This is a genomic window from Anaerotignum sp. MSJ-24, from assembly GCF_018918145.1.
Taxonomy (GTDB): Bacteria; Bacillota; Clostridia; order Lachnospirales; family Anaerotignaceae; genus Metalachnospira.
This window is the reverse complement of the sequence record NZ_JAHLPX010000007.1, coordinates 360,267-376,441: the sequence shown is the minus strand read 5'-3', so window position 1 is coordinate 376,441 and position 16,175 is coordinate 360,267. Positions and strand designations below refer to the sequence as shown.

16 protein-coding genes and 1 pseudogene are annotated in these 16,175 nt (G+C 37.1%); 3 read left to right on the top strand and 14 right to left on the bottom strand.

Going from position 1 to position 16,175, the window contains the following annotated elements; translation table 11 throughout:
- Positions 1–25: 25 nt before the first annotated feature.
- Both KQI66_RS08055 and KQI66_RS08050 read right to left on the bottom strand, forming a co-directional pair.
- Entirely contained in the window at positions 26–2,224 is a 2,199-nt protein-coding gene (locus KQI66_RS08055) for an S-layer homology domain-containing protein (protein ID WP_216428403.1), read from the bottom strand.
- Between the two features lie 239 nt (positions 2,225–2,463).
- Positions 2,464–3,063 carry a peroxidase-related enzyme gene (locus KQI66_RS08050; RefSeq protein WP_216428401.1) on the bottom strand — a complete coding sequence of 200 codons (600 nt, stop codon included), beginning with the start codon at positions 3,061–3,063 and terminating at the stop codon, positions 2,464–2,466.
- A gap of 230 nt (positions 3,064–3,293) precedes the next feature.
- Here KQI66_RS08050 and KQI66_RS08045 point away from each other — a divergent pair, with 230 nt between their 5' ends.
- The 3 genes from KQI66_RS08045 (at position 3,294) to KQI66_RS08035 (ending at position 6,009) form a co-directional block, all read left to right on the top strand.
- Positions 3,294–4,475 (top strand): pyridoxal phosphate-dependent aminotransferase, encoded by a 1,182-nt coding sequence (locus tag KQI66_RS08045; protein ID WP_216428399.1) that lies wholly within the window; start codon positions 3,294–3,296, stop codon positions 4,473–4,475.
- A gap of 369 nt (positions 4,476–4,844) precedes the next feature.
- Positions 4,845–5,387, top strand: a complete 543-nt coding sequence (locus KQI66_RS08040; protein ID WP_216428764.1) for a PBECR4 domain-containing protein — start codon at positions 4,845–4,847, stop codon at positions 5,385–5,387.
- Between the two features lie 79 nt (positions 5,388–5,466).
- The gene (locus tag KQI66_RS08035; RefSeq protein WP_216428397.1) at positions 5,467–6,009 is read left to right on the top strand and encodes an isochorismatase family protein; all 543 of its coding nucleotides are present in this window, start codon (positions 5,467–5,469) and stop codon (positions 6,007–6,009) included.
- Positions 6,010–6,120: 111 nt separating this feature from the next.
- Here KQI66_RS08035 and KQI66_RS08030 read toward each other — a convergent pair.
- The 12 genes and pseudogenes from KQI66_RS08030 to KQI66_RS07970 all read right to left on the bottom strand — a co-directional run.
- A pseudogene (locus tag KQI66_RS08030) lies at positions 6,121–6,230 on the bottom strand (transposase); the annotation flags it as partial.
- A gap of 56 nt (positions 6,231–6,286) precedes the next feature.
- Complete coding sequence (locus KQI66_RS11625; protein ID WP_216428393.1) at positions 6,287–6,526, bottom strand: transposase family protein; 240 nt, start codon at positions 6,524–6,526, stop codon at positions 6,287–6,289.
- Positions 6,527–6,743: 217 nt separating this feature from the next.
- Positions 6,744–7,163: a hypothetical protein gene (locus KQI66_RS08015; protein ID WP_253287710.1), complete on the bottom strand. Its 420-nt coding sequence runs from the start codon at positions 7,161–7,163 to the stop codon at positions 6,744–6,746.
- Positions 7,164–7,278: 115 nt separating this feature from the next.
- Positions 7,279–8,928: a sensor histidine kinase gene (locus tag KQI66_RS08010; protein ID WP_216428392.1), complete on the bottom strand. Its 1,650-nt coding sequence runs from the start codon at positions 8,926–8,928 to the stop codon at positions 7,279–7,281.
- A gap of 33 nt (positions 8,929–8,961) precedes the next feature.
- Positions 8,962–9,630 carry a response regulator transcription factor gene (locus KQI66_RS08005; RefSeq protein WP_216428390.1) on the bottom strand — a complete coding sequence of 223 codons (669 nt, stop codon included), beginning with the start codon at positions 9,628–9,630 and terminating at the stop codon, positions 8,962–8,964.
- A 74-nt stretch (positions 9,631–9,704) separates the two neighbouring features.
- Positions 9,705–10,361 (bottom strand): HD domain-containing protein, encoded by a 657-nt coding sequence (locus KQI66_RS08000; protein WP_216428388.1) that lies wholly within the window; start codon positions 10,359–10,361, stop codon positions 9,705–9,707.
- 11 nt (positions 10,362–10,372) lie between these two features.
- Entirely contained in the window at positions 10,373–11,020 is a 648-nt protein-coding gene (gene phoU / locus KQI66_RS07995) for a phosphate signaling complex protein PhoU (RefSeq protein ID WP_216428386.1), read from the bottom strand.
- Entirely contained in the window at positions 11,020–11,775 is a 756-nt protein-coding gene (pstB, locus tag KQI66_RS07990; RefSeq protein ID WP_216428384.1) for a phosphate ABC transporter ATP-binding protein PstB, read from the bottom strand. The genes phoU and pstB overlap by 1 nt, the downstream gene beginning before the upstream one ends.
- Before the next feature lie 119 nt (positions 11,776–11,894).
- Positions 11,895–12,737 (bottom strand): phosphate ABC transporter permease PstA, encoded by an 843-nt coding sequence (gene pstA, locus KQI66_RS07985; protein WP_216428382.1) that lies wholly within the window; start codon positions 12,735–12,737, stop codon positions 11,895–11,897.
- Positions 12,737–13,561, bottom strand: coding sequence for a phosphate ABC transporter permease subunit PstC (gene pstC, locus KQI66_RS07980; RefSeq protein WP_253287709.1), 825 nt, complete (start codon positions 13,559–13,561; stop codon positions 12,737–12,739). Before pstC ends, pstA begins: the two co-directional genes overlap by 1 nt.
- Positions 13,562–13,683: 122 nt before the next feature.
- Complete coding sequence (locus KQI66_RS07975; protein WP_216428379.1) at positions 13,684–14,580, bottom strand: substrate-binding domain-containing protein; 897 nt, start codon at positions 14,578–14,580, stop codon at positions 13,684–13,686.
- Positions 14,581–14,816: 236 nt separating this feature from the next.
- Positions 14,817–15,971, bottom strand: coding sequence for an AlbA family DNA-binding domain-containing protein (locus KQI66_RS07970; RefSeq protein WP_216428377.1), 1,155 nt, complete (start codon positions 15,969–15,971; stop codon positions 14,817–14,819).
- Between the last annotated feature and the right edge of the window lie 204 nt (positions 15,972–16,175).

Genomic DNA, 16,175 nt, shown 5'->3' with positions numbered 1-16,175 from the left:
TGACAATCTCTTATGGATTTTTAAATTAGTAGCTTGTCTTGATGTTTGTTATTTTTCCGTCCTTATCAAGTGTAAGTGTTGCTGTTACAGTTTCATCATCATCATTGAATGCCTTGTCAATATCTTTGGTATCATCACAGTCGCCTGAGAATTTTGTCTTTGATGTAAAGTAATATTTTGCATTTGATGAATTATCAAGAACTACATAGCACTTTGAAGCTGTCTTATTGTACTCAAATTTATCAATATCAGCCTTTACGGATTTTACATAGCCTTCAACCTTAGTTACTTCTTTGTTTTTGATTGTAAGCTCTATTTCGATAGTCTTCTCGTCCTTCCTGATTGCGTCATAAAGGTCGTCATCATCGTCTATTTCATCATTACCATCTGTAATGCTGAAATCTGTACTCTTTGTGTAATCGTATGTTTTTGAACCGATTTTGATTGTTCTATCGTCTGTATCAATTGATTTAAGTGTGCCGGAAGCATCTGATGAACTTGAACCGATTGTTACAGTAATTTTATAAATATACTCATCATCATCGTCCATTGTGATGTCAGCCTTAAGTGTTTCATCGTCATCAAGTGCATTTTCGAGAGCCTTTAAGAACTTATCGATTCTTTCGTATGTGTCTCCGTCAAACTTCATTGTTTTTACATCGTCATCATCATCGGGGAAATGGTATTTATCTGATCCGATTTTGATATAAGCTTTATCTCTATCAACAGAAGATATAGTTTTACCTGATGAAGATGAACTCTTACTTGAAATAGTTGCAACGATCTTTTCTATGTCATCATGCTTATCAAGTGTAAGAGCAACGGTCATTTTTTCTGAGCTCTTCATATCATCGAATTTTTCAATAAGATCATCAATGTCATCAAGTGTCTTTGTTGATGTTCCGGAAACAAGCTTAACAACAAGTTCATCATCGTCTACATAGCCGTATGACTTACCGTTTGTAAGAGTGAGCTTTCTTGATGTAATGCTCTTAACTTCATTACCTGAGCTTTTTCCGCTTTCAGCAACAATCTGGATTACTTCATCGTTTGAGTTGAGTGAAAGTTTTACAGTGTAGTCATTTCCGCCATTGAATTTGTTTTTAAGTGAAGCATATGTGCTATTACTTCCATCTATTGTAACCTTTGTGCTTGATGTATCCTCTACGTCATATGTTTTTGATGAACTTCCGGATTTGATTGATATAGTGCTTGAAGTCATTCCGGAAATTGTTCCTGATTTTGTCTCAGCAGCTGTTGTTGATGAACCTGATGCCATTAAAAGGATTGTTGATGCAACGCTTCCGTTACATACAGCAACGATTGAATCACCTGTCTTAAGTTTATCAACAGTTGTCGTTGACGAACCACTGATAACAGTAGTTGCTGAATTTGTTGTAAATGTATATGTTATAGAAACTCCGTTAGTTTTGCCACTTACAGAAATTGAATATCCGCCGGCAGTTGATGTTTTTGATTTAATTGTACCTGAGTACTGAACAACCTGTCCTGTCTGTCCGGGATTTGTGGGTGTTGATGTACCGTTACCCTTAAGTGTATTATATGTCTTTGACACAAGAACAGCCATTTCGGCACGATTTATTGCCGCTTTTGGATTGAACTTGTTGTTTGAATCGCCAACCATTATATTGAGTCTGTTAAGGAGCTCAAGATAAGGCACAGATGTTGTTGAAACGCTTGATGAGTCACCGTAAGAAATAGTCGGTTTTGATGAAAGGCTGTATACTGTTGCAAGAGCCTTACCAAAAATAACCGCTACGTCCTCTCTTCTTGCATTGTTCTGTGTTGATGCATTAGCCATGAAAATTCTGAGGTCGTTTTTTGAAAGTATGGAATTTTCAAGTGCATAAGCAACTGCGTTATATGCCCATGAAGGAATATTGTTGGCTGCCATTGTGTTTGTCCATTTGCTTACAACCGATGAGCTTACAGTTGTTCCTTTGTATTTGCTCATTATTGAATACATAAGCTGAACAGCCTCGTTATATGTAACATTGTTTTTTGCCTTACAGTAAAGCTTGCCATTTTCATTATAACCGGCCATAAGTCCCTGATTATATGCCTCTTCGATATATGTAGCCGCACCTGCCCAAGGAAGATTATTTATATCCGCAAACACTGATGCCGCATATGCCGGTACTGTTCCTACGCTGCTAATTGCCATAACTGCCGCAGCAGCAACTGCTAAAATTGATTTTTTCAAGGTTATTCCCCCTATCATGATTTAAACTCATTACATAATTTTTACTTTATATTTATATCAAATTTATTTTTATGACTATATTGTAACTAATATTGTTAAAATAATCAATAAACACAGCCATTCAAATGATTAAGAATTTCTTACAAAAGTTATACTTTTGTAAATTAATGCCATAAAAAGCGGCATACTGTAAATTTAAGTACACCGCTGTAATATAAAAATTCTGTTACCACATAATATTATTTTTCTCTGTTATGGAAGAAATGACCTTCGTTTGCAAGTGGAGCAATCGTTCCTACCCATCTGTTTGTGTAGTTAAAGAAACCGGCAACATAAGCAGCTTCAAGGATTTCATGGTCATTGAAGCCGACAGCACGAAGCTTGTCAACCTGCTCTGAATCTATTTCCTGAGGATGAGCTGTAACAAACCATGCATAGTCACAAAGTGCTCTCTGTTTGGGAGTCATCTTTGCTGAACGGTAGTTATATGAAATTCTGTCACACCATTCAGGATCGCCTGTATAGCCTCTAAGCGCATCACCATGAGTAGTAAGACAGTATGAACAACAGTTTACAGAAGAAACAACAACACCGATCATTTCCTTATCCGCATTTGAAAGATAGCATGTTTCGGGTGTAAAAAGAGATGCCTTAAAGTTAAGGAAACCTATGTACTGCTTTGCATTAAGCGGAAGAACCTTAAAAAGATTGTTGCAGAATCCCCAGTTTTCCATCATTGCATCAACATTTTTTTCAAATACTTCAAATTCCTCGTCTGTCATTTCTGCTCTATCAGGCTTCTGGAGTAAAGAAAGCTGCTCATTAAATTCAAGTGCCATGAAAATCTCCCCTTTTTCTTAGTTTAATTTTTTATTATTTATTTCAATATAATACCATAACCGCCATAAAATACACAATATTTTTTCAAATTTATTATAAAAATTTACATTTCGTTCTATGTGAAGTTTTCACAAAATTCTCTTTACTTGAATGTTTTAATATGCTATTATAGTGAAAGTATTGACAAAAATCTACATTAATAAAACAATGCACAGGAGGAACTTCGGAAATGCCCAGTTTAAGCAGAAGAACAGACACATTTACAGAATCAATGATAAGAAAAATGACAAGAATATCTCTTGAAAATAACGCAGTTAATCTTTCACAGGGATTTCCCGATTTCAATCCTCCCGAAGCACTTATCAACCGTATGGCAGAGGTTTCACACGAAAATTATCACCAGTATGCAATTACATGGGGTTCACAGAGAATGCGAGAGGCTCTCGCAAAAAAGCAGGAGCATTTCTCCGGTATGAAATATGACGCAGACAAAAATGTACTTGTTACCTGCGGAAGCACAGAGGCAATGATGTGTGCAATGATGACAGTATGCAATCCCGGCGATAAGGTAATTGTATTCTCACCCTTCTACGAAAACTACGGTGCAGACGCAATTCTTACAAGTGCAAAGCCTATATATGTTCCACTTATTCCTCCTGCATTTAATTTTGATGTTGATGTACTTGAGGCCGCTTTCAAGCAGAATCCTAAGGCTATCATATTATGCAACCCTTCAAATCCCAGCGGAAAGGTTTTTACTCGTGATGAGCTCCAGATAATTGCCGATTTTGCGGAGAAATATGATACTTTCGTTATCACTGATGAGGTTTACGAGCATATAGTTTATCAGCCCAACAAGCATGTTTACTTTGCAACTCTTCCGAGAATGGCTGAACGTACAATCACTTGCAGTTCACTTTCAAAAACATACTCGATAACAGGCTGGCGACTCGGATACATATTTGCCGATGAAAAAATAATCGACGTAGCCAAAAAGGTTCACGATTTCCTTACAGTAGGTGCAGCTCATCCTCTTATGGAAACAGTCGTAACAGCACTTGAGTTTGATGATAAATACTACTCTGATTTTCTTGCAGTATATCAGCACAAAAAAGATTTGTTCATCAACGGACTTAAAAGACTTGACTTAAGCTTCAGCGATCCTCAGGGTGCATACTATGTTCTTGTAAACACAGATGAATTTAAGGTAACAAACGATATTAAGTTCTGCGAATGGCTTGCCCGTGAGGTCGGCGTAGGTGCTGTACCCGGCTCAAGCTTCTTCCGTGAAGATGTGAACAACTACATCCGTTTCCACTTTGCAAAGAACGACGATACACTTATCGAGGCACTCAACAGACTTGAATCACTCAAGAAAAAAGCAATCGCAGCAAACGGAAATTTTAATTAAGCATAGCTTAGTCAATTTAATTGACATATTTTAAACTTCTGCATATAATAATAGTAGATAGATACGTCTATCTTGGTGTGCTGACACCATAAAAATCTGACATTTAAGCTAATATTGAAGGTTAGCAAGTTGGGGAGCAACAGAAAAACTCCACATTAATACCGCATATGAGTGGCGGCAAGTTGGCAGACAACAGAAAAATCAGCATTATTCAGATTTACAAAGGGCTGTCCTATAAGGATAGCCTTTTTCGTTGTATAAAATTGAGAAATTAAAAATGAAAAATTATGACGTAAAGCAAGCTATTCCAATAATAGTAAAAGCTACAAAGGAATATGAAGAAAAATTAAATAATTACCATTTTCTGATATATATATATCGAAAAAAACACAATTAAATTTTGTTGTTGTAGGTTTTAGAGCACTAAATTTTTTACATTTAACAGGCGTTAAAACTAAATTATCTGCACCAATGTTTTACTCCGCCTGTATTAACGGAAAACTCTCAACACGAGATTTTAGTGTCGATACCCATGGCAAGGCACAGCAAAAATTATATGTCCTTCCATATCTTTCAGAACTTTTATATCACAACTGTATGATTGGCTACTTTATAAACAGCGGAATTTTAATCAGAGCCGATTATTTTGTAGGTGATACAAAAGCTATTCTTAGTGTAGGCTTCAGATACGGAAAAGCTGCCGACATACCTGTTTCTCTGTATAGAGAAAATATTAAAACTCTTACAAATCCGACCTGCAAAGTAATAGGCATATTCAGGAAAAAATATAATGAACAAAAATTCTCGAAATATACATATTTATCAAAAGATTTTAACTCATATAAATTTACAAATGAACTAAAAAATTTATTTGACAGTACAATAATGATTAAATTAGACTTATCAGAATAGTATAACCTGTCCCTTATTTATTGTATCAACTAAATTTTTATGTTATAATTTTCTTGAATAAAATTAAGGAGCTGATTATATGCGTTTTTCAATGGAAGATACTGCTGCAATCGTTGTTGACTACCAGGAAAAGCTTGTACCCGTTATGGAAGGCAAGGATGAGCTTATTGCCGCATCTAAGGTTTATCTTGCCGGCTTAAAGGAGCTCGGAATACCTATGATAGTTACACAGCAGTACACAAAAGGGATAGGAAACACAATCCCCGAAATTGCAGAATGTCTCGGAGATTTTACTGCATATGACAAAAATACATTCAGTATTTGTAAAAACGAAGAAATTTATGCCGCTGTTAAAGCACTCGGCAAGAAAAACATTCTCATCAGCGGTGTTGAAGCACATATCTGTGTACTTCAGACTGCCATCGACCTCAAGGCTGACGGATACAATGTATTTTTAGTTGAAGACTGTATTGCTTCAAGAAAGAAATCAAACAAAGAAAATGCAGTTAAACGTGCAATGGGAGAAGGAATTTTCATCACTTGCGGAGAATCGGTTCTTTACGAACTTCTTGTAAATTCTGCTAATCCTCATTTCAAGGCTGTTTCAAAAATAGTTAAGTAAAGATATATATAAACGTCTTTGGATTTAAGGCTCTTTGTCAAGCATGGGGGTAAACTCATTTCAGAAACCTGGTACAATAGTATCAGGTTTCTTTTATATCACCATATTTGATTAAGACATTGATAACAGAATTCTGTTTCTAAAGTTCTTAAAATTACGAAATCCGTAACCATTTCTCTTTATTACTTTAATCTTATTATTCACCCTTCTGTAAATCCATTAGAATAAGAACAGTCAAAAGCATTTAAAATATATTTGCTCCAGTTTTCTAACATAGTTAATGATATCTTCTCTTTTTATAGTGCAGAAATAAAAATTTACCTTTAACAGGAGCATCTTTAATAATAGATGTACGGTAGTCGTGAACCTTATTTGTAACTGAATTACAAAACGGACAAGTAACATCTCTTTGTTCAAGATGAAAGTATAAATGAATATCAGTAGATGAAGAAATAAAATCATCAACAATTAGGTCTTTTATTTCGAGTAAATTTGATATAAAATAAGTATTAGGCATAAACATTCTCCTTGATGTGTTATTTTGTGGTGATTTAATTATATCTTATGGATGTGTTTATGCCTATCTTTATTTGCTAAAATTAGAAAGGTTCTAAACATTACCCCCAAGTAAAGTTTAGAACCAAAATAAAGAGGAGTTTTTTGACACTCCCCTTTAAAATGAATTTCGATTTTTTATAAAAGTCATATTTTATGATTATGACCTTCTTTTTTTATTATATTGCAGTTTCTCTTAAAAGCTGAACTCGTTGTTTTATTGCATTGCACAAAACATTTTTTCTTACTTTACTGATATATTCAGACTGCGAAAGAATTTCATCAGCCATATATTCTATTCCGTCTAACCTATCCAAATCAAGCCACGAAAAATCTTTTACAAGTTTAATCTGTTCACTGTGAGTTTTCTTAAACGGCTTTGAAGAAATTGAAGGAGAAATCGGTTTAATCAGATTTTCCTGTGTATTGTACCAAAGCGATGTTCCGCAATCAAAAACAGGTGCAACACCTTCCCATTCAAGCGTAATTGCATTTAAATGCTCCTTAGCAAAAACATCATATACATTTGTGATATTTGAAAGCTCGTCAATCTCTATTTCAGCTGTCGGCTTTTCTCTGTGCATTAAAATGTATCTCATCAGACCTCACCTCTTTTATTATATTTTATACTGTGCTTAACATCATTGCAATATAATAAGCAAGCTCTGATTGTACATAAAATTTATTTTTATGCCTAATTCCGACATATAGTCTTTATTTAAACACAATCGTTATCGTTGTACCTTCATTAACCTTACTCTTTATTGAAAGCTCACCACCCAGGAACGAAACGCCATGTTTAACTATGGAAAGCCCCAGACCTGTGCCGCCTATCTTTCTTGAGTGGCTTTTATCGACACGATAAAATCTTTCAAAAACACGGTTTATATCCGCATCAGGTATGCCTATACCGGTATCTTTTACTCGGAATGTTATCCATCCATTCTCTTTTCCGGCAAATACATCGACACTTCCGTTTTCTTTATTATACTTAATCGCATTTTCTATTACATTATGTATTATCTCATCGGCTACAGCCGGTATGGATTCCATAATCGTTTTTTCTCCTGTCAGCTTAACGGTTATGTTTCTTTCCTGTGCCATCGAATCAAGTCTTGTTATTGTATCCTGTGCCATTTTGAAAATATCAACAGGCTGTTTATCTCCGAATCCTGCACCTTCATCAAGCTTTGAAAGCTTGATTATGTCGTTTACAAGAGTTATAAGTCTGCCGGACTCATTATGAATATCCTTTGCAAACTTAGGAATATCGTCGGACTTTACTATTCCGTTCATTATTATTTCCGATATGCCGAATATAGACGTAAGCGGTGTTTTAAGCTCATGGGAAACATTTGATGTAAATTCCCTTCTAAGCTCCTCACGCTTTTCCTTTTCGGTAACATCAACTATAAGCAGAACCGAACCTCTTACATTGCCGTCCTCAAAAACAGGATTTGCATAAAGCTGATATATTTTTCCGTTATATTTAAGCTGTCCTTCTCCTCTTTTTCCTTTAAGAGAGCTTTCAACGCAATCTCTGAAGGCTTCCGAACGGTCTATTGTAAACACGCTGTCACCTATTTTAATATCGTGTACATCAAACAGCTTTTCAATTCCGTTATTGAACGAAAGAACCAATGTTTTTGTGTCTATTATTATAAAGCCCTCCTGCATATTTGACGTTATTGCCCTGAATTCCTCTTCGTTTTTCTTAAGCTCAGTCATCTGGCGTTCAATCAAAATATGCTGTTTTCTTATCTTTTTTACAAGTGGCATTACCTCCGGATAATTTGCATCTATATCCGGATTTTCAATATTCATTTCATTCAGCGGCTTTACTATTTTTTTAGAAAGCAGATTTGCCAGAAGAATTGATATGATAACAATAATAACAAAAACAAATATTAACGGATCAAGCATAGAGGCTATCAACGCCCATGCCGAATACTGCTCGCTCGAAATTCTTATTACTGTTCCGTCATCAAGCTTTAACGCATAGTAAACTATCTTTTCGGCAAGCGTATCAGAATATCTCTGACTTGAGCCGCTGCCGTTTTCAACAGCCTCTTTAAATTCCTCTCTGTCGGCATGGTTTTCCAGCTTAGCTGCGTCAACCGTAGTGTCATACAGCACCGTTCCGTCCTTATCTATCCATGTTACCCTGTTTTCCAAATCTATATTTTCGAGGTAATCAACCCCGTATTCTTCAACTCCAAGCTCTGCAAGCGTAGCCTCGTTCCTAAGCTCCGAAAGAAGCTGGTTATTGAAATATTCATAAAGAATACCCATTATAAAAACGAAGCTGACAATAAGAGTTATTACGGAACCGAATATAATACTCCGAAATATTTTCTTTGTCATTTATCCTCAGTCCTTTATCTCAAGTCCTTTTTCTCAGTCACCGATTTTGTAGCCTATTCCTCTGACCGTTTCAATAAGCTGTCCGCATTCGCCGAGCTTTGTACGGAGAGTTCTGACATGGACATCAACCGTTCTGTTTTCCCCGTCAAATTCAAAGCCCCAAATATTGCGGAGTATCTGATCTCTTGTGAAAACAGTTCCTCTATTGGATATAAGCAGACATAAAAGCTCAAATTCTTTATATGTAAGCACAACGTCCTTTCCGTTTGCCCTTACTATATGCTTTGAAGGACATACATAAAGACCGCCGGCAGTATATTCATCTTTTTTTGTATCGCTTTCGGTTCTTCTTAAAAGAGCCTTTATTCTTGATATAAGCTCCATCATACCGAAAGGCTTTGCAACATAATCATCGGCACCGGAATCAAGACCGATAACCTTATCATATTCGCTGTCCTTTGCCGTAAGCATAATTACGGGCAGCTTTCGTGTTTCACTTCTGTTTCTGAGCTTCTTTAAAACCTCAAGTCCGTCCTCCTCCGGCAGCATAACATCAAGCAATACAAGATTAGGTATTCTTTCCTCAACAGCTTTCCAGAAATCCGAAGGCTTTTCAAAGCCCTTTGATTCAAGTCCGGAATTGTTAAGAGCATATTCCACAAAATTTCTGATGCTTTCATCATCTTCAAGCAGATAAATCATAAGTATTATCCTTCCGTAGTCATTAACCAAAATTTACCCGTAACATAACATTACAGGCTTCCTAAAAGTATCTGTTAAATAAGCGGCTGGTCGTTGATATTAAGCTTAAAATGCAAGCCTATCATTTCCGCTGCCTTACGGCAAAGTATCATTCGTTCAAGGAATATTTCAAAATAATCCATAACCGAACCGTAATTTGTATCAATCTTAAGCTCAAGAGTTATGAGTGTATGGTCTTCGTTTATTATAAGACGGCTTTTTTCAACCGAATAGTTAACTCGGTCATGTATATCAAAATTTGCAATATCTTCGTTTCTTACTCTTGAACGTCTTACGTCTGATTTATCTGCAAGTATAAGTGCCGCCGCTATGGCATTTACCGGAACACCGTTGCCTTCATCATGGTTGCCTATTGCGGTAACTATTGTCGCAATGTCCTCCGGATCCATCTGGAGATTATCCAGTATACGGAATGCCATTGTGGCTCCGCTCTGCGAATGGTCAACTCTGTTTACAAGATTTCCGATATCGTGAAGATATGCGGCAATCTTTACTATTTCAATATCATGCTCCGAATAGCCCATTGTTCTCAATATGTATTCTGCTGTTTCGGCAACGTGTGTAACATGGGCAAAGCTATGCTCGGTAAAGCCGAGAGCCTTAAGCGACTCATCAGCTTTCCTTATATAAGTATTTATTGTTTCGTTTCTTCTTATTTCTTCAAATGTCAATCTGTATCACCTCAGTTGTTCTTACTGCGAACACCTGTTATTGAATATTCAACCCATTCTGCAATATTTGTAGCATGATCGCCGATTCTCTCAAGGTATTTCGCAATCATAATAATATCAATATAATATTCTCCGTTTGTACTGTCTTTTGCAATCATTTCTATTACATCGCTTTTCAGCTTTGCAAACCATTCATCTACGACATCATCATAAGCGATAACCTTTCTGGCAAGCTCAAGATCCTTTTTAACAAAGGAATCAACGCTGTCTGTAACCATTTTTATAGCTTCCTTAGCCATTTTCCTTATGTCATCGTTTATTGACATGCCGCTTTCAATTATGTAGCGTGAAATTTCGGCAATATCAGATGCCTGGTCGCCTACACGCTCCATATCCGTAATCATTTTAAGTGCTGCGGAAACAATTCTGAGGTCTGTGGCAACCGGCTGCTGCTGAAGCAGAAGCTTCATGCACATACGCTCAATGTCACGTTCCTTATGGTCAATTTCCGCATCTGTATCAAGTGCGGAATCCGCACTGACAATATCATTCTTTTCAAGTGCCTCAATAGCGGAGCTTACTGCGTCCTCACAAAGTGCACCCATTTTTATAAGCTCAACGTGCAGCATCTCAAGCTGCTGATCGAATTTGTTTCTCATTATCCGAACCTCCCTGTAATATAATCCTCTGTTCTCTTATCTCTCGGCATCGAAAAAAGCTCTTCGGTGTCATTAAATTCAATAAGCTCTCCAAGAAGGAAAAATGCGGTTTTATCGGAAACTCTCGCAGCCTGCTGCATATTGTGCGTTACCATGATGATAGTATACTTATTTTTAAGTTCCATTGCAAGGTCTTCGATTTTTGATGTAGATATGGGATCGAGCGCACTTGTTGACTCGTCCATAAGCAATACCTCCGGCTCTACCGCAAGTGCTCTTGCTATACATAATCTCTGTTGCTGTCCACCGGACATCTCCAAAGCACTTTTCTTAAGTCTGTCCTTAACATCGTCCCAAAGAGCAGCATCTCTGAGCGATTTTTCAACTATCTCGTCAAGCTTTGCTTTCGATCTGACACCATGGGTTCTTGGGCCGTAGGCTATGTTGTCGTATATGCTCATAGGGAACGGATTTGCCTTCTGGAAAACCATGCCCACACGTTTTCTCAAATGGTTTACATCCATATCTTTGTTTATGTCCACACCGTCAAGAAGTATCTCTCCGGTAATCTTACAGCCTTCGACCAAATCGTTCATTCTGTTAAGACATCTTAAGAATGTTGATTTACCGCAGCCGCTGGGCCCGATTATGGATATGACCTTATTTGTGGGGATAGTTATGTTTATATTCTTTAATGCGTGAAAATCTCCGAAATTCAAATTCAGATCATTAACACGGAATGATACATCCTCCATAATTCTTTCTCCTTTATGATCTATTTTTACTTACGGTTAAATTATATAAAATCAATGTAAAGTCATCAGCCACATAAATGTTAAATTTATGTTATATGTTTTTATTTTTTCTTAAATCCTCAGTTTTTTGTTAACTTCTTTGCCAAGAATGACGATAAAGCATTTATGATAATTACCATAACCAGCAATACAACGGCTGTTGCATATGCCTGATCAATATAAAGACCTTCCGAAAGCAGACAATACATATGTACCGCAAGCGTTCTTGTTGATGAAAAGATATTTTCCGGAACTGCCGCCGTTGTACCGGCTGTGAATATAAGTGCCGCTGTTTCACCAACGATACGTCCGACTGCAAGTATAACTCCGGCAAGTATACCGGGCATTGCGGCAGGAAGTATAATCTTGAATATAGTTCTTAATTTTCCGGCACCAAGACCGTAGCTACCCTCTCTGTATGAATCCGGAACGGCAAGAAGTGCCTCCTCGGTTGTTCTCATAATAAGCGGAAGAACCATTATGGCAAGCGTGATTGCACCGGATATGAACGAATACTGCCAACGGAGAGCAATAACGAAAGCAAGAAATCCGAATAAACCATATACTATTGAAGGAATACCGGACAGTGTTTCAACCGTCATACGAATTATTTTAACTATTTTCGAACCTTTTTTTGAATACTCCGCAAGATATATGGCAGAAAAAACTCCTACCGGAACAGCCATAACCAATGTGCATAATGTCATCAATACAGTATTGATTATTGCCGGCATCATTGACTGGTTTTCGGAAGTAAACTGCCATTCAAAAAGCTCCGGCTTCATATTTGGAATACCTCTTACAAGTATATATCCGATAATAAATATCATTGCACCTATCATGATAACCGCAGAAAGAATTATCAGAATAAACATAAGCATAGAAAACGGATGATTTTTATATTCCTGAAGCTTTGTTTTCATCAGCTTTCCCTCCTTTTAACCATTGATAAGCATATGTTTATAATCAGAATAAATACAAACAATACCACTGCCGTTGCTATAAGTGCTTCTCTGTGTAAATCTGCCGCATATGCCATTTCGAGCACGATATTTGATGTAAGTGTTCTTACGCCGCTTAATACACTCTTTGGTATAGCCGCCTGGTTTCCGGCAACCATAATAACCGCCATTGTTTCTCCTATTGCTCGTCCGAGTCCGAGAACAACAGCTGACATAACACCGGATTTGCCTCCGACAAGAACCGCTTTAAAAATAGAACGCTCCTTTGTTGCTCCGAGAGCAAGTGAGCCTTCAAAATACTGTTTAGGAACAGCTCTGAGTGATGATTCCGAAACCTCTATAATTGTAGGAAGTATCATTATTCCGAGAAGTATAGATGCCGTAAGCACACCCTTTCCGCCTGTTCCGAAAACATTCTGTATTATAGGAACAATAATAACAAGTCCGAAGAAACCATATACTATGGAAGGTATTCCGGCAAGAAGACCTACAACAGGTTTTACAAAAGCATAAAGCTTTTTAGGGCAATAGAATGTGAGGAACACAGCACATAAAAGACCGATAGGCACACCGATTATCATTGCTCCGGCTGTAACATATATACTTCCGACTATCATAGGGAATATGCCGAAAAGATTTTGTCCCGGTCGCCATTCGGTTCCGAGAAGGAAATTTCCGAAGCCGATTTTTGCCATTGCAGGAAAACCGTTTGCAAACATAAACGCACATATTACGATAACCGCAACAATGGAAAAGCATGCGAATATCAGAAATACAAATTTCATTATTATTTCTGTTAGTTGATTTGACTTCATATAAGCCTCCGAATTTGACTCTATACTAAAATTCGGCAATGAGGAGCAGATTCACCCCGTCACTGCCGAATCGACCATAATCTTAATTGATTTTACTTAACATCTTCCCAGTTTGTTACTTCGCCAAGATAGATGTTTTTGATGTTTTCCGATGAAATGTCATCAGTAGGATTTTCGTTGTTTACGATTACTGCGATACCGTCAAGTGCAATCTGGTCTGCTTTAAGCTCTGCCGCTTCACTTTCCTTAAGCTCTCTTGATGACATACCGAAGTCACATACACCTTCGATTGCTGATGTGATACCTGCACCTGAACCTGTCTGCTGGATTTCGATTGTTACATCGGGGTTAAGTGCTTTGTAAGCGTCTGCAAGCTTTTCCATTACAGGTGATACCGATGTTGAACCGGCAAGAACAAGTTTTCCGCTTAAGCCGCTTGCTGTGTAAGCTTCTGCCGAATCAGATACCGATATGTAACCGTTTTCTGAGATAATTGCCTGTCCGTCTGCACTAAGTATGTATTTAAGATAATCCTGAGCAAGCTCTGAAAGCTGTCCGTCTTTGTATGCTACAAGGAAAGGTCTTGATACCGAATATGAACCGTTCTTGATGTCATCTACGGAAGCTTCAACTCCGTCTACCTTAACTGCCTTAACATCATCCGAAAGTGAACCGAGTGAAACATAACCGATTGACTGTTTGTTTCCTGCTATTGTTGTAAGCATAACTGATGTTGAGTTTGTGATTTCTGCGTCGATTGTTGTTATATCGTTGTCGCTGTCATCAACAATACCCATAAGCTCTACAAAAGCTCCTCTTGTTCCTGAGCCTTCCTCTCTTGAGATAACAGAAATCTGACCTGTCATTCCGTCTGCTGTTGTATCTGTTGAGTTTGAATCTGTTGTTGAACTTGATGAGCTTGAGCCGCAGGCAGCAACTCCGACTACCATTAATGCAGTCATAGCGATTGCTAAAATTTTCTTCTTCATAGTTTTAAAATCTCCTTTTATTTGTCTTCACTTTTTTATTTTCTTTTGTTTACAAGTAAGATTATATGAAGACTTGGTTAAATCCCCAACCGCAGTAATGATAAATCTATGTTAAATTTTTTGAGGCTGAGCCTCTAAGTCGAAAACTCGCTTTACGAACTTATTGAAATATATTAAAAAATCTGCGGCATATGTGTTAATACATACACCACAGACTGATTTACTTCATTATTAATTTACATTTTCTCCTCAACAGCCTCCATTCCGGGAAGAACAACCTTAAACAGATTTTTCTTTATGAGATTTACATATTTAACCTTCAATCCGTATTTTTCAAAGCTGTCATTGAGCGTTCTTATGCCTATCGGGCTGTTAAGAAATCTATCCTTTTTGTCCGTAAGCAGAAGTCTTTGGTAAAGCCAGCTGTTTCTTCTCGGAGGATTTATGTCATTATCCATGTTTATTACTCCGTCGGTGTTCCAAATCGCTCCCGGATTGGTTATCTCTATGCTGGACGGTCTTATTATGACAAAGGTTTCTCTTGTTGCGTCCCAATAATCCCTGTGAACGACTGCGTTATACAATGCCTCGTATATTGCATTTACCGGATAATTTTTAAGCATAGGCAAAGAAGAAATAAACTCCTCAGCATTATCAAGCATTGTCGGAATATTGCCTTCAAAAAGCTTAACCTTCTTATTTATTTCTATTCTTATTCCGGTTGACGGCAGAAATCTCTGCGGATTTTTTCCGAAAAGCAGAAGTCCTCCGGCGGTCGGATTATATTCCTTGGTATCATTATTGTAGGTTATTATTCCCATGCTTTCCAATATAATAAGCCCGTTCAAATCCGTTGCCGGAAGATTATTAAGAACATATTTTTCAAGCATTCCACTGTCCAGATCGCCTATATTCGCATCTCTTACCGGCGTTGTTTCATAGCTGACCAATCCGCTGTCCTGGAGCATTGCGGCTATTTCATATCTTCTTGCAATGTCCGTTGTTGAACCTCTTCTTATGTAAAATGTACCTGTCTGCAAAATCTGGTGCGGACGATGGTTGCTTTTAAATATAGTAAGAACCGCAACAAGCTTATCCTTATACATTATTTCTTCATATCTCATAGGCACCGGCGGATCGCATCTTGTACTTATTATCTGAAAAATACTTTCCTCTGTCGGGTGCTTTCCGGTTATACCTATAACCTCTCTTGTTTTATCGGCAACACCGAAAACGAGGTATCCTCTACCACCCTTTGTATTGGCTATTGCTGTAACGTCCTTTGCAAACTCCTTTTTCTTTGTTTCGGTATCAAGCAAAAGCTGTTCCTTATAATCCAGTTTTTCACCTTCACCTGCATTAATAAGCTCTTCAAGTTTTTGTACGGTCATGTCTATTTCTCCCTAAAAATATTATTAAAATTCAATTAAATTATAAAAATCTATGTACTATACAACCATTAAATGCTAAAATTATTCTATATTAATTTAATTATAAACTCGATTTTAGATAGATTTCAATAAAATTTGCGATAAATAACGGACATAAAATTTATTGACAATATGCTGAAACCTTTGTATAATAAAAACGTAACA

Coding starts and splice junctions, on each gene's coding strand:
- KQI66_RS08050 (WP_216428401.1), bottom strand. CDS start 3,063: ATGGCACTTGAATTTAATGAGCAGCTTTCTTTACTCCAGAAGCCTGAT.
- KQI66_RS08045 (WP_216428399.1), top strand. CDS start 3,294: ATGCCCAGTTTAAGCAGAAGAACAGACACATTTACAGAATCAATGATA.
- KQI66_RS08035 (WP_216428397.1), top strand. CDS start 5,467: ATGCGTTTTTCAATGGAAGATACTGCTGCAATCGTTGTTGACTACCAG.
- KQI66_RS11625 (WP_216428393.1), bottom strand. CDS start 6,526: ATGCCTAATACTTATTTTATATCAAATTTACTCGAAATAAAAGACCTA.
- KQI66_RS08015 (WP_253287710.1), bottom strand. CDS start 7,163: ATGAGATACATTTTAATGCACAGAGAAAAGCCGACAGCTGAAATAGAG.
- KQI66_RS08010 (WP_216428392.1), bottom strand. CDS start 8,928: ATGACAAAGAAAATATTTCGGAGTATTATATTCGGTTCCGTAATAACT.
- KQI66_RS08005 (WP_216428390.1), bottom strand. CDS start 9,630: ATGATTTATCTGCTTGAAGATGATGAAAGCATCAGAAATTTTGTGGAA.
- phoU (WP_216428386.1), bottom strand. CDS start 11,020: ATGAGAAACAAATTCGATCAGCAGCTTGAGATGCTGCACGTTGAGCTT.
- pstB (WP_216428384.1), bottom strand. CDS start 11,775: ATGGAGGATGTATCATTCCGTGTTAATGATCTGAATTTGAATTTCGGA.
- pstA (WP_216428382.1), bottom strand. CDS start 12,737: ATGAAAACAAAGCTTCAGGAATATAAAAATCATCCGTTTTCTATGCTT.
- pstC (WP_253287709.1), bottom strand. CDS start 13,561: ATGAAATTTGTATTTCTGATATTCGCATGCTTTTCCATTGTTGCGGTT.
- KQI66_RS07975 (WP_216428379.1), bottom strand. CDS start 14,580: ATGAAGAAGAAAATTTTAGCAATCGCTATGACTGCATTAATGGTAGTC.
- KQI66_RS07970 (WP_216428377.1), bottom strand. CDS start 15,971: ATGACCGTACAAAAACTTGAAGAGCTTATTAATGCAGGTGAAGGTGAA.